This window comes from Flavobacterium ranwuense, assembly GCF_004349315.1.
In the GTDB taxonomy this organism is placed as follows: domain Bacteria; phylum Bacteroidota; class Bacteroidia; order Flavobacteriales; family Flavobacteriaceae; genus Flavobacterium; species Flavobacterium ranwuense.
Genome location: NZ_SMLH01000011.1, coordinates 134,928 through 149,611, shown reverse-complemented (window position 1 = coordinate 149,611; position 14,684 = coordinate 134,928). Strand labels below are relative to the sequence as shown.

Here is a 14,684-nt window from a genome sequence, read left to right as displayed (position 1 = left end):
AGGTACCTATACTTGGAGAGTGAAAGATGCCAACAATTGTATCAAAACTGGAACAGTGACCATCACTATCCCTACAGCGATTGTAGCTTCAGCAACACCAGCAAATCCTAGATGTTGTAATGAACCAGATGGTTCAATTACGCTAACATTTAGCGGTGGAACAAGCCCATATATGGTGAATTTCAATGGCGGCGGCTTTGTAGCACAAACCTCTCCAAAAGTGTATACAGGTCTCATAGCCGGTACGTACACTTGGGTGGTAAAAGATGCGAATGGTTGTATCTTTACAGGCGGCACGGTTACTTTAACCAATCCACCATTGTTAGTGGCATCAGCAGTCCTAGTAAATCCTATATGTAATGGTGGAACCGATGGTTCAATCACCATTAATGCTTCAGGAGGAACTGGTACACTAATGTACTCTATCAATCAAGGAGTGACTTACCAAGCATCCAATGTATTTACAGGGCTTGCTGCAGGAGAATACAAATGGAGAGTGAAAGATGCCAATGATTGTTTATTGAAAGGCACATTTATCTTAACCACTCCGCCAGCTGTAATCGTATCAGCAACTCTTGTGAACCCTAAATGTAACGGTGGGGCCGATGGTTCAATCACGGTGAACGCTACAGGAGGCACAGCTCCATTGATGTACTCTATAAATGATGGAGTTTCTTACCAAACATCTAATGTATTTAATGCACTGGCTGCGGGACAATACAAATGGGCGGTAAAAGAGGCCAATGGCTGTATTTCGAAAGGAATGGTTAATTTAATCAATCCACCAATGATAGTTGCATCAGCAACACCAGTAAATCCTAAATGTAATGGAGGAACCGATGGATCTTTCAGTATCACAGCATCTGGAGGAACAGGTATACTGATGTACTCTAAAGATGACGGATTGACTTACCAAACATCTAATTTATTTAGCGGTCTAGCCGCTGGAGATTACAAATGGGCGGTAAAAGATGCCAATAACTGTATCTTGAAAGGAACTGTTACTTTAGTAAGTCCGACATTAATAGCGGTATCTATAGCAGCAGTAAATCCTTCCTGTTGTGATGCTAATGGTTCAATCACGGTGAACGCCACGGGAGGAACCGGTACCTTGATGTACTCTAAAGATGACGGATTGACTTACCAAACATCCAATTTCTTTGGCGGACTAGCTATAGGAGAATACAAATGGGCGGTAAAAGATGCCAATAATTGTATCTTGAAAGGAACTGTTACTTTACGTGACAAAAATGATCCAAATGCAAGATCAATAGTTACGAAAACTCCGACAGCTGATTTTACAGCTTATCCTGTTCCTTTCAAAGATGTTCTTACAATCAGATACGACTTTGATTATGAATCAGATGTGAAAATTGAAGTATTTACTGTACAAGGAATTTTGGTGCTTTCAAAAACTGAGACAAATAGTTATTTGAACAAAGAAATCATGCTACATCTTCATACATACAAAGGACAAGAGCAGGTTTACATTGTGAAACTGACTACTGATAGAGGAAGTAGTATGAAAAAAGTAATGTCTTCTAAATAACTTTTAATAATTAAATAGTCCTATAAAATATTGAGAAGGATTATAGTATACATTAAACCTCGAGAGTTTTACTTTCGAGGTTTTTTTTTGTTTAAATTGTCCCGCACTGAAATAGTGATACACAAAAAAAATGTTATGGAATAAGCCATTAATCATATATTCATAGTAATAGATTACATTATTATTTTTCCTAAATAAATTAAACTAAGAATAAAATCGTGACCCTATTTTAAAAATAGTTTACAGAACACTGCAAAAACTGACATATTGTAAGAGAAACAAATCTCTCTTTCTCTGCAAAAGAAAACCCAGAACTTATGTTTTGGGTTTTCTATTTTCAAATACGTTCCTATTTTATACTTTTTTACAACTTATACTATTGATTCTAAATGCTGGGTAATCTTTATAAGAGAAATTAAAAGCCTTCACCTTACTTGTGAGACGACTTTATTCTTTTAAAGTTTGAAGGATAGAGCTAATCGAAATCAATATTTAAAATTCGATTCCCATCAATCATCAGGTCTTAAAAAAAGCATTCACATTGTAAACCAAATATTAACACTTATTTTATTATTATTTTTTGTAATTTTGAATTAATCACTTAATTGAAGTTTGAGCTTCCAAAATCCCCAACTTCTTAAAGTGATTCATCCTGAAATAGGTTGAGACTTAAAAACGTCAACAAATAACTTCAGAAAAAAAAATAATTTTTTTTGCGTTAGCATTTCAATAATTTGATCTTCTTCATCAACCACTTGACTTGTGTATCAACATTCTTTGAACAAGTTTAGAAATAGAAGTAATTCGGGGCGAGAATGGATACGTTTCAAACAAATACCCTTGTAGGTTCATATAAAACATGAACGAGTTGCGAGGTAACATACTTAAACGACTTTTTATCACTACATAAAAAAGCGCACTTAATTTTATTATAATTTAAAAATAAAGCTATGCGAGTTCCAGTAATCCGAAAAAATATAATATTCACTCCTGATTCCAAGAGGGTTGTTGCCCGGTATTTTATGAATGGTGATCAACGGACTCAACAGATGGTGAGCCGCATAATGATATTGGATGAAAAACAAGTCATAGAAACACTAGAACATACACTTCGTGAATTTGCCAGACGCCATCGAAATATTTCAAGTATATTTTTTAAGCATTGCGAAAAAATTAGGGGAATAATTGAAGGGATGCAAATCGATTATGACGGTCTGTCCCAGGAACGAAAAATGCTCATCGGTTCCTACTGTACAATGGAGTATGCTATAGAATCTGCCGCCATTTTCAACCCTTCCATTGTGGAAGATTTCGATCAGTCGGATCTAGAAGAAGGAGAGAAACGTGTCATCATTTCTTTCCGTGCTACCGGGGAAGGTCATATCTCATCCATTGTCTTTAGAAGGGGAATCTTGGATAAAAATAACAATCTCCGAGTGATGAAAATTGGTAATAACATTGATAAAGCAGAGATTGTACACAAAACCTTATACAACAAAGAACGATTTCTGATGAAATTGGTAGAAATGCATACTTCGGACAAATACTCAACCCGTATCATGCAGGACCTGCCGGGCGAATTTGAGTATGCCGTATTAAAAAGTGTGGTAAATAAAGCATTAAGCGACCCAATGATCCGCCAAGAGAGGAGAACGGCACTCGAAGAAGTAATGTGGTTGGCGGATTCATTTTATGATTTGCAATTCAAACACGATTCTGATATCACCGAGCGTGTTATATTTCCGATATCTGATTCTGAAAGCCGTGGTATTGAAGATGCTCGTTTTGTGCGCTTTGTGGATGATGATAAATCAGATAAAGTAATGGCAACTTATACGGCTTATAATGGTCATGTTATCCTACCAAAACTTATTTCTACTGAAGATTTTTATACATTCCGTGTAATGCCCTTATATGGAATCGGTGCTCAAAATAAAAACCTAGCATTATTCCCTAGAAAAATCAAGGGTAAGTATGCTATGCTGTCCAGAATTGATGGTGTTAACAATTACCTTATGTATTCCGAAAGACCTACGCAATGGAATGATCCAGTTATCCTCCAAGAGCCACGTTATACATGGGAGTTTACACAAATTGGAAATTGTGGATCGCCACTTTGGACCGAAGAAGGCTGGTTGGTTATTACTCATGGCGTAGGTGCCATGAGACGATATTGCATAGGTGCTTCGCTGTTTGATCTTGATGATCCTTCGAAGGAAATTGGAAGACTTAAAGAGCCCTTGCTTTCACCTCAGGAAGATGAACGGGAAGGTTATGTACCTAATGTAGTGTATTCTTGCGGTTCGATTATTCACAACAACAGCCTTATACTCCCTTATGCTGTATCAGACTATTCATCTACTTATGGTGTAGTCGATTTAGTAGAATTAATCGAGGCTTTGAAGAAAAGTTAATGATGACTTAAGGCATTAATGTCTTTACTGATTTCATTGACGAAATCAAATGCTTTGTAGAAAGTGATGTTAAAAAAAGAAGCTTCGAATCCTTATTTTACAATTAACAAAAAAGGAGAATGTAAAAATAGAATCGAAAATAGAAGTTTGTAAATCAGGCTTATAAATATATCCATATATAGCATATTGTAAAAATCGGTCAAATTGACCGATTTTTACAATATGCTCTAAAAATTGTATTTCCCGCCAAGATAAATATTTCTTCCACCAGCATTAATTCCAGAGGCAAAAGTTCTGTATTGTGTGTCTAAAATATTCTCAATACCCGAGTAAAGAGTGAACTGTTCCAATAATGACAATGATCCTTTCAAATTATAGGTTTCCCAAGACGGCATTCCATTTTTTGGAGCATATTGCAAATTGTCTTCTCCACTAGGCGAGTAATTGCTCAACTCTTTTTTTCCATTATACAACATATATAAATCCAGATTTACTCGTTTACTTTCATATTTAAAACCTGTTTTCCCATAGAATGGTGCAATATGATCTAAAGGAAACTCACCTTTCGAATTTTGGGCTCTGCCGTTAGTAAAGTTGAAAGTTCCATAAAACAAGAACGATTTTGTGATATAACTTCTTAAGGTCGAGGAAATTCCGACAATACTTCCTTTTCCTTGATTTTGATTGGCATATATCGGACTGTTTGCGCCTGCATAACTAATAGAAGATTGACCGTTAAGCATAAAAGGAGCTGTAACAATTGCATCATAAAGTCTCGTGTAATAAAAAACATTTTCAAACTGAAAACGCTTTCCTTCCCAAAAAGTAATGCTTAAATCTGCTGTTACCGACTTCTCAGGCTTCAGATCTTTGTTAGGCACAATCAAAGTTCCTGCTGCCGATTCGAATATTTTTGCTAAATCATCAATGTTTGGAACTCTAAATGCAGAAGCTAAATTAAAAGCAATTTTTGTATTCTCGCTGGCATTATTTACAATTCCAACGGCACCACTATAGGTGAAGTTTTTTTGCGATACGTTAGTATAAGGTAAATTCAAAAAATTGGTAGAAATTTCGCTGTTTAAAGCGGTGTAACCCGCTCTGACACTAGCATTGTACGAGGCCGTTTTATTAATATCATTACTGTAAGACGCAAAGCCTTCGGCCCTAAAAGTATTGTTTTTTCCATCCGGATAACGCGAATCGGCGATGCCTTCAGCATTAGTTAAAATATTTTTTTTAATTCCCGAAGAATTCAAATCATCATAATATACATCGGCCCCATAAATAAAATCACCGTTTCCTATTTTTGTTTTAAAATCAGAATTGATGGCAAATATCGAAACTTTTTCGATCCTGGAACTTTGTGTTGGATTACCAAAATTACGGGTAATTCTACTTTCTTCGATGTTTTGATAACTGGCAACTAAATTCATATCACTGTTCAAGAACACCTTCTTTTTGTCTAATTTATAAGCCGAAAGCAATCTTTTTTGTGGGCCATAATTCCAAACTGCAGATTTAAATTTTCCATTTGAACCCAAATCAGTTAACCTGTCATATCTCGGAATGTCGGATGTGGTAGAATATTGTAAATTTAAACTATGTCGCGTCCTGTTATTTTGCTGAAAAATAATTTTCTGCATAAAATCATATTGTTTGTATCCAGAAAATTTTTGCACATATTTGTCGTCATTGGCTACTTTAGTGTCAACACCATCATTGGTTACCACATAAAAGGGTCTTTCTCCGAAAAAGTCATTGGAACCATTTTTATGTTTTCCCATTTTTAAATCCCCATAATCATTATAAGAGAATGAAGTTAAGGAACCCCATTTCTGACCCGCGAAGTTAAAATCTAAATGACCTGATTTTCCTTGGTTTACTGAATTATAACTTGTTAATACCGTTCCGCTAAATTTTTTGTTATCAGTATCAGAAAGCAATTTTGCGTTTTTAGTTTGTAAATAAATGGCTCCGCCAAGCGCATCACTTCCGTGAATAGTAGACGATGGTCCAAAAAGCACATCTACATTCTCGATCATATTTTTATCAACAGTAACTATGTTTTGCAAATGTCCAGCTCTGTAAATTAAGTTATTCATTCGGATTCCATCAACGAGTAATAAAATTCTACTGGACTCAAAGCCTCTAATAATGGGACTTCCGCCGCCTTGTTGTGATTTTTGAACTGCTAAAGTCCCCGAATTTCCTAACACATCGGCACTGGACTGGAAGTTATTAAAGTCGATTTCTTTTTTAGAAATACTTTCAATTTGTTGTGTGATTTTTCTTTTTGGTTTTGCAAATCGTTGCGTACTTACAACCACCTCATCTAATCCTATTGAGTTTATGGTGTCTTTTTTTGTCTGGGAAAATCCCGCCAAAGAACAAATACAAACCATAAGAATTATAGTTTTTTTCATGCTTATATAATCAATTAGTTTAAAAATTTAAAATCCTTACGCACAACCTCTTTTAAGGGCACACGAATATACCGTTTAGAATTAAAAATAGTTCATTTTTTTTTGGTTTTGGTTGAAAAAAATGTGGCACATTCAAATGACTTTCTTAGCGAGAAGCACCTGTTAGCTAAATAGCCTCTCACTTTATTTCCCTTTGAAAGGAACTTTTACAATAACAGTTTCCCCTTTTCCTTTTATATTGGCCATACTTTGTATGGTCCATAAATCAAGGAGGTTGTCGCCATCAATAATACTACCGCTATAATCTCCCCACGCCACTCCATCAGTAGCTCCTTTGCCTTCTCCTGCACTCACGATTTCCCTTATTGTCCCTAAAGTATCTTTCCCCTTTCTATAAGCAAATCGCGGACTGATAAATGAATTTTCATTTACTTCCTGAAAACCAATCAACACATCATTTTTTTTATTTACGGCAATCGTTGTCTGTATGTAATTAGTGGTGTCACTTTTAATCAATCCTGTTTGTATTATTTTCCCTGTAACAGCATTTATCTGATGCCACTGTACGGCTGAACGTCCTTCACAATTAACAGCTTGCGAAAACCAAATACTTCCATTTTGATACACCACGTTTTTGGGATTTCGATCACCGCTGGAGACTTTTTGTTCCGTACCCTTTTGTGGAGATTGGGGAGGATAATCGATGTATTTTAAACCGTGTGGTTTTTGGGATACAACCAGACAATATGGGTGCCCATTTGCATCTTCTGATACTTTTCGGATTACAAACTGATCGTCTTCAATAGCAAAAAAATACAAATCATCAATCGCATCCTGCACAAAAACGGGATGTCCTAAACTTCCTTTAAAATGATAAATGGTAGCTGGTTTTCCTGCTTTGGCATCAGCCATGCGTAAAACAAAAGTATTTTCTTCTCCTCCGGGATAAGAATAACCGATCCATTTTTTACTGTAGCCAATGCCACCGCCATCGACTTCCTCAGTTCTTGAAACGGGATAAATATTCCATGCACCAGTTGGATTGCTCGTTTCCGAAACGGAAATATTTACCGGTTTTGTCTTGGCTGCATCGTAATACCACCACAAATCAAAAACAAATACCTTGTTGTGGATATCAAAAAACATTTTGGGATCTATCCCATTGTTAAAACATTTTTGGGAAACACCTTGAACAAATTCCCCTTTTTTATTATAAATCATCAGTCCGCTGTTAGTTCCTTCCAACACATAGCCACCGCCCACAGCCACTTGCGGATCTACCTGCCGGTTGCCATCCATGGAGCCATTAAAAACCTGATACCCGTTTACCATTTGTGGGTTCCCTCCTTGTTTGCGTTCAGGACATTGATTCCCGTTGTTGAAATCTACTTTGTGTATTGGGTTCACCACTTCGGTTTTTGAAGGGCGTATTGTATCGATACTAGTTTGGGCATTAACCTGCACAAATAGCATTAATGATAAATAAGTTAAGCATGAATTTTTCATTATATAATTATATTTTTTAATTATTAGAGTTTTATAAAAAACCCTCAATCCCAAAAAATCAAGATTGAGGAAATTTTAAACTAACAGACTGTATTATTTCACAAGGAGTTTTGCACTAAAATTATCATTTTGGTTGACAATTTTTAAACAGTAAACGCCAGTAGGCACATTAAGTAACATCTCGTTTACACCTTCTTTTAATGTAGCATTTACCATTAACCTTCCTAGACTATCAAATACAAACACTGTCGAATTTTTCCATTCTGCGGGTACCGATATCTTTAGGGGAGTATTACTTTTTAAAGGATTTGGATATACGATCGGCATTTCGTTAGCTTTAATTTGATTTTGTTTTACCGAAAGTGTAGCATCTTGTCTTAAAGCTGAAGCATTTTGACTCAATGTCATCTGTCCCAGAGAAGTCAAAGTAAGTCCTGTTGAAAATGTTATTGCGGCACTCGTTCCGGTTCCGGTTCTGGAATCGCCAGTATCCAAAGCCGTTCCCCAAGTTGCACCGAAATCATTGATACTTCTTTTATATAATTTATACGTACTTGCTACTGATGACGAAGTATTCAACGCATTATCAGTAAATTTCAATGCTGATAATTTGGTAAATAATTGGTTGACACCGTAATTATCTACGGCCCAATAGGTATTGAAATTTAATAACGCATCTGGTAATGCATCTGGGTTGACAGTCGATTTAGAAACCCAAACATCCCCATTGGGCACTTTGGGATTTGCGAACGTCATGGACAATCCTGTCGTAGAGAAATTTTTCACTCCGCTAGACGTAACGCTTATTTTCTCACTCACTCCTCCAAATACTGGAGCGGTAGAAATATCATGGCTAAAGGTAGACCCCCTATATGATAAATAACCACTTCCTGCCTTGTTCATCGATATTGAGCCTAACTCTTCATTAAGCTGATAATACGCAACTAATCCTGTTAGGATTGGATCTCCGGCATTGCTTTTTGTTAAGTGCCTCCATTTTCTTATCTCATCTGTTGATAAAGCCCTGTTCCAAAAGCAAACCTCGTCTATTTGAAAATTAGCAACGCGGTTATTGTACCCTTTACCATAAGTTCCCAAGAATAGGTTTGTTATAGTTTCTGTTGGAATCGTTCCAGCTACACTGCTCGCGACACCATTGACGTAAATCGTTACATTTGTCCCGTTGCTTACCAATGCAACATGGGACCACTGGTTTGCAGGAGCAATTAACCCCGAACTCCAACTCCAATTGGGATGAAACCCAACCGTATTATTTCCGCCCAAAAAATTCATACCGAAGGCATTTGGAGAATCTTGAGCCATAAAAACAGCGCTATAATCGGTTTGAATTCCGTTTGGTTTTATCCAACAAGAAAAAGTCAAAGCATTATTACTAAGGCTTAGATTTGAAACGTCCAGATAATCCTGCCCTGCTGCCCCTTTTAGATTTGCAGCCTTTCCGGGAACGGTTTCTACTGCCGAGGTTCCGCATTGATTCAACACCTCAACAATTTCATTTATGGTTTGGGTATCCGTTCCATAAGCATCTGTTACCGTAAGTGTGGCATTATATTTACCATTAGGTGCATTGGCATAGGAAACTTCAGGGTTTTCAAGCGTTGATGTTGCCGGTGTTCCGCCAGGGAAACTCCATGACCAAGTGGCACTTGCATTACGAACGGTTGAATAATCTTTGAACTGCACTTTCTCAACCTGAGAACAGGTTACTTTACTTTTACTTGCAGAAATTTGAGCTTTAGGCGGAGAAATTTCATATAAATTATTCTCAAAAGCACCTCTTGATGTCCCAATTTTTAGCTTGTTTTCATTATAATTGATAAACATAAATCGAACATCTGTTTGTGGCAATCCGTTCCCCAGCATAACCCAATTAGGCATGGTATTATTTCTGTAATAAATACCGCTTTTATTCCCTACATATACCCCGCCACTTGAGCCTCTTTGAAAAACAATTTTCGTATTTGGATTCGTTGTCAAAACAGACTGGGTAAGATTAGTCCAGGAAGGAGTCCCTGCCAAAGCATTACTAGTTTTTAACACCTTGCATACCGATTGTACACCACTGTAAGTAATCCAGACTTGGTTCGGGTCAACATCGCTAACAGCGATATCAGACATATTGGTCATATTACTACTAGCCGCAAGAGATGGTGTTATGTTTGTCCAAGTTGCACCTCCATCTGAAGTTCTCCAAAGCTTGTTGTTACTCAATCCTTCGATAACATACATATATTTCGGGTCGGTCATGCATATTTTTTCCCTAAAAACCTGACTGGCAAATGTTTTAACTATGGCAATGCTATTCCCGTTGTCCTCGGTTTTTATAAGCGAATTTTTCCAAGTGGCAAGATTTGCATTTCCTGTTGGATACTGCCCCGCATGGTGCGTAATCATGGAGTAATAATAATTCGGATGGAATTCAATTGAATTAAAATAAGAATAAATACCTCCTAAATCCAGAAAATTAGACTCGTTTATCAGAGTATGGACTCCTGTTCTAAAATATCTGTAATTGCTATATCCTTGACTGTAAACATATCTGTCGTCCAGCGGATTTACATCAGTATTGCCTTGATCGGCTCCAGTTCCATTATACCATTCAAATCCATTGCCCGCTTCTTTAATCATTACCGGTCCATGATTGGCTCCTCCAGCTACAAGATTGGTTTTAAAAGCCGAACCGAAACCCCATAATTCATGATTACTGATACTATTTGTTATCGTTGTATTCGTATTTCCCCCGTCTAAAGACAGGACTGACTCTCCGTCTGTTCCTATCATCACTCTGTTATTCACCATATCCATGGATCGAAGGTCTGAATGTATCGGGGTGGTGGCTTCTGTAAATGAAGCTCCATTATTTATCGAAAACCAATTTTTCTGGTGGCTGTATGACCCAAATACCAACTTATTTTCATTGGTTCTGTCCATTGAAACATCACCATGATGCACCTCGTTTGGAAAAGTTCCTGAAATCATATTAACCCGTTTCAGTTCTTGTACACCCGTAGTAGCGTTTAATTTATACAATTGTACCGCGTGGTGACCATAGGAATCTGACCCAGTACCAATTGCAACGTAAATGGAAGTTGCATTATTTGAAGGAAGTAATAATTTGGCCCAGCCTATTACCTGACCATTTGCGGTAGGATCTAAAGTTATGGTTGACAAAATATTAAAAGTTAGTCCTGAATCAGTGGAACGGTAAATAGTCGATACATTATTGTTTGTAGTACTGATAAAATAAACAGTAGTCGCATTTGTTGTGCTCCAATCTAACATTTCGCTATTTGCAGAACAATCTCCAACAACATAATAATTAGGCAAACCAGTAACTATACTAGTCCAAATTGTTCCTCCATCAATAGTTCTGTATATTTTATCACCCCATCTTGCAACAACCGTATTTGGGTCTGTTGGAGATACCGCAATATCATAGGCTGTACCTGTATAGGTTGTGCTCGTTAATGTTGTAGAAGTCCAATTCAATCCTCCGTCTGTAGACTTTAGGAGTTGTTTACTACTCAAAGCATATACCGTATTTGGGCTGCCTGTACAAACATCAATATCCCTATATGCTTCATCAGGAAAATTAGAATCCGTTATTGTCCAACTCGTACCCCCATCTGCTGTCATCCATAATCCTCCAGTCACAAATGAAGCAAACATTTTTTGGGGATTGGTAGGATCTATCCTGTTGAGATATACATAGCCTCCATGATTTCCTCTTCCGGAGTAGGTTGTAGTGGCACTATTCACAGGTCCAATCAAACTCCAACTACCAATAGCGTTAGTTGTTGTTCCGGAAAACACGTTATTGGTTCCAATATTCGATCTCGACGCATCAAATGGCGGTCGCGATTGCACCAAGCCCTCTTTATCCAAATAGAAAATATTTTCTTTTATCCAAGATTCCCCTATCTCCCGTGATTTACTCTCCTCCCATCTGTGATTTCCAAAATAGGCATCAAATTTTTCCTTGATTTTAAAATAATTAGCTCCTGGTTTCATTCCTGTAAACCAAGCTTGGCTTTTGTGCTTTAATTCGTATTTTATATCCTCCTCTTTTTCTTCTTCTCCTTTTTGAGAATAGGATAAATTCATTACTAAAAGTAAAGAAATCAGTAGTGTTTTTTTCATAATTTAAAATTTTAAGGTTAAGTAATGCTGAGATTCAAAGTCAATTATTGAGGGATTGTTTTAATGGCTGGATTCCATTTTTAAAGAAATAAATTACTATTTAAACTCTTTTTCAACCCAGCAAACAGGACAAAACAAACACTAAATGACTTAACAAATTGTTTAACAATTTTTTAACAGAAATCAAAACTATAAATAAAAATTTAATCAAACAAGAAAAAGTATAAAAAATGTGCTCGAACACACAGTAATTCTATTTAGAAGTGCTTTAAAAAAATATTAAATGCTATTTTATTGTTAAAACATTACGTTTTAAAAAAATCTAATGATGCAAATACTGATTGCTTCGCTAAATCTTCAAAAATTGAAAATGAAGCAGGAAACTTCTTAAGAAATTTACTGCGTTCTTAATGAGATCGATAGAGCAAATAAGGAGATAAACTAGTTAGTTCCTATTGTTTCGCTTCTTTAACAAATGAATCAGGTAGATTACGCAACTTATATTATTCCACTTCACATGTCTACTTCGTCTCCGGCTATTTTCAGAACAAAAAAACTCTATCATAAGTAAATACGATGGAGTTTTCAACTTACAAATCTATATTATTTCACAATAAATTCTGTCATAAACACCTCATATTGTTTATTTTACCAAAAAAGATACCTACAACCTAAATAATTTCTCAACTTATTTTCCATTAAAAGAAACTTTACAATAACGGTTTCGTTTTTTCCTTTTATATAAACATCAATACTATTTTTTACCAACTATTACAATTTCGGATACGAACATCTGTCCTCTGTACAATAATTATTCTCTTTTCTGAATTTTATAGATTTAGAATTTTGTTTCTTTGTTGGGTAGAATCGTTTTCTGAAATTTAAAAACCATAAATGCCTGAATATTTCCTTGATATTGAATACGAAAATAGCATCTATGATGAAGAAGAGGTCAATTTTAAAGAATTTGAATGCTGTACCTTTACTAATTGCAATTTTTCGCAGTGTGTATTTGTAGCTGTTACTTTTATAGACTGTATCTTTAATGATTGTATTTTTAGCAACGCCAAAATAAATTATGTAGCTTTTAGAACCGTAGTATTTAATCGGTGTGAAATTAAAGGAGTTAATTTTGCCATGTGTGACAAATTAATTTTCGAGATTGCTTTTAACAATTGCATTTTGGATTTCTCTAAATTTTATACTTTAAAGATAAAAGGAACTTCATTCACTAATTGTAGCATCATTGCAGTTGATTTTATGAGTACTGATTTGACCGAAGTCATTTTTGATAATTGCGATTTATACCGTTCTGAATTTGCTAAAGCAATTGCTAATAAATCAAATTTTAAAACAAGCTACAACTATACAATTGATCCGAAAATAACAAAATTAAAAAAAGCAGTCTTTGCTTTAGAAGGATTAAAGGGTTTGCTTTATAAACATGAAATTCTAGTGCAATAATAGTACTTTATACCGCTGAGAATAACTATTTTTAACTGTCAAAATTAAGTTCAACTGTTAAATAGTTGGTTTTAATTGTAAAAATAGTAAAGATAAATAGTCAGACATATTACTAATTTCACCAATAAAATTATGACCAAGGAATACACGATACGAAATGCAAAACTAAATGAATTCAAGGAAATTGGAAAATTAATGGTTGCCGTTTATTCCCAATTGGAGGGATTCCCAACAGCATCAGAACAACCAAATTATTATAAAATGCTTGCCAACATTGGAGAGCTTACCCAAAAACCTGATACCGAACTTTTAATAGCGGTTTCTGCTGATGATCACATAATGGGAGGTATTGTTTATTTTAGTGATATGCAATATTATGGCTCAGAAGGAATAGCTACTCAAGAAAAAAACACTTCCGGATTTAGACTACTGGCAGTCAACCCTTCGACCAGAGGAAAAGGAATCGGCAAACTTTTGATACAGGAATGCATCGCTAAAGCTAAAGCTAAAAAACATTGCCAAATAGTTATACATACTACAATGGCTATGCAGATTGCTTGGAAAATGTATGAGAATTTGGGCTTTAAAAGATCCGAAGATTTAGATTTTATGCAAGGAAGTCTTTCTGTTTTTGGATTTAGATTATTGCTTTAACCAAAGTAATTATACCTTCTTTTCCATTTTGTAATCTTCCATTTTGTAGCCGTGATCCAATAGAATCTCTTCTTCAGAAATGACTTCAAATCCTATTTTTTTATAAAAAGAAATGGCTTTATTGAATTTATTTACATTTAATGAAATTACAACTGATTGGTTTTCCTTTGCTATGTTTTCAATGGCTTCAATCAATAATTTACCCGCTCCTTTTCCTTGTGCTTCAGGTAGTAAATAGATTTTGTGCAGGCGAGTACAATTTTCGTTTAAATAATTATGCTCATATGAAGCAAAACCAAGACAAAGTTCACCCTCATTTACCAATAAAAAACGATGTCCTTCTTCGTTTAATTTTTGAAGTAAGGTTTTCTCAGAATAAAACAAATCGAGCATATAATCAATTTGCTCTTTCGACAAAATAGAACCATAAGTACTTGGCCAGGATTTATAGGCAATTTCTCGAATTATTTTAAAGTCCTTTATTGCAGCTTCAGTTAGTAGTAACATTGT

8 protein-coding genes are annotated in these 14,684 nt (G+C 35.6%); 4 read left to right on the top strand and 4 right to left on the bottom strand.

The genetic code is table 11. The annotated features are described in order from the left end of the window. Positions 1-1,549, top strand: a 1,549-nt coding sequence (locus E0I61_RS15425; RefSeq protein WP_131997172.1) for a T9SS type A sorting domain-containing protein, incomplete at its 5' end; no start/stop codon positions are given. Between the two features lie 950 nt (positions 1,550-2,499). Continuing rightward, positions 2,500-3,963 (top strand): glycoside hydrolase family 130 protein, encoded by a 1,464-nt coding sequence (locus tag E0I61_RS15420; protein ID WP_131997175.1) that lies wholly within the window; start codon positions 2,500-2,502, stop codon positions 3,961-3,963. A gap of 227 nt (positions 3,964-4,190) precedes the next feature. Here the strand turns inward: E0I61_RS15420 and E0I61_RS15415 are convergent, their stop codons facing one another. The 3 genes from E0I61_RS15415 to E0I61_RS15405 all read right to left on the bottom strand — a co-directional run bounded on the left by E0I61_RS15415 (position 4,191) and on the right by E0I61_RS15405 (position 12,056). Further along, positions 4,191-6,389, bottom strand: a complete 2,199-nt coding sequence (locus tag E0I61_RS15415) for a TonB-dependent receptor plug domain-containing protein (RefSeq protein WP_131997178.1) — start codon at positions 6,387-6,389, stop codon at positions 4,191-4,193. 183 nt (positions 6,390-6,572) lie between these two features. Continuing rightward, positions 6,573-7,895: a hypothetical protein gene (locus E0I61_RS15410; protein ID WP_131997181.1), complete on the bottom strand. Its 1,323-nt coding sequence runs from the start codon at positions 7,893-7,895 to the stop codon at positions 6,573-6,575. A 93-nt stretch (positions 7,896-7,988) separates the two neighbouring features. Further along, positions 7,989-12,056 (bottom strand): LamG-like jellyroll fold domain-containing protein, encoded by a 4,068-nt coding sequence (locus tag E0I61_RS15405; protein WP_131997184.1) that lies wholly within the window; start codon positions 12,054-12,056, stop codon positions 7,989-7,991. Positions 12,057-12,950: 894 nt separating this feature from the next. Between E0I61_RS15405 and E0I61_RS15400 the strand changes: the two genes are divergently transcribed. Both E0I61_RS15400 and E0I61_RS15395 read left to right on the top strand, forming a co-directional pair. Then, on the top strand, positions 12,951-13,520 hold the full coding sequence (locus E0I61_RS15400) for a pentapeptide repeat-containing protein (protein ID WP_132072540.1): 570 nt from the start codon (positions 12,951-12,953) through the stop codon (positions 13,518-13,520). A 132-nt stretch (positions 13,521-13,652) separates the two neighbouring features. Next, positions 13,653-14,174: a GNAT family N-acetyltransferase gene (locus E0I61_RS15395; RefSeq protein WP_132072538.1), complete on the top strand. Its 522-nt coding sequence runs from the start codon at positions 13,653-13,655 to the stop codon at positions 14,172-14,174. A gap of 9 nt (positions 14,175-14,183) precedes the next feature. On the opposite strand, the gene E0I61_RS15390 is transcribed toward E0I61_RS15395, so the two are convergent. Then, a complete protein-coding gene (locus E0I61_RS15390) occupies positions 14,184-14,681 on the bottom strand; it encodes a GNAT family N-acetyltransferase (protein ID WP_132072536.1) in 498 nt (165 codons plus the stop codon). Between the last annotated feature and the right edge of the window lie 3 nt (positions 14,682-14,684).

Bases quoted from the DNA above. Each gene is read 5' to 3' on its own strand.
- E0I61_RS15420 (WP_131997175.1), top strand. From the start codon at position 2,500: ATGCGAGTTCCAGTAATCCGAAAAAATATAATATTCACTCCTGATTCC.
- E0I61_RS15415 (WP_131997178.1), bottom strand. From the start codon at position 6,389: ATGAAAAAAACTATAATTCTTATGGTTTGTATTTGTTCTTTGGCGGGA.
- E0I61_RS15410 (WP_131997181.1), bottom strand. From the start codon at position 7,895: ATGAAAAATTCATGCTTAACTTATTTATCATTAATGCTATTTGTGCAG.
- E0I61_RS15405 (WP_131997184.1), bottom strand. From the start codon at position 12,056: ATGAAAAAAACACTACTGATTTCTTTACTTTTAGTAATGAATTTATCC.
- E0I61_RS15400 (WP_132072540.1), top strand. From the start codon at position 12,951: ATGCCTGAATATTTCCTTGATATTGAATACGAAAATAGCATCTATGAT.
- E0I61_RS15395 (WP_132072538.1), top strand. From the start codon at position 13,653: ATGACCAAGGAATACACGATACGAAATGCAAAACTAAATGAATTCAAG.
- E0I61_RS15390 (WP_132072536.1), bottom strand. From the start codon at position 14,681: ATGTTACTACTAACTGAAGCTGCAATAAAGGACTTTAAAATAATTCGA.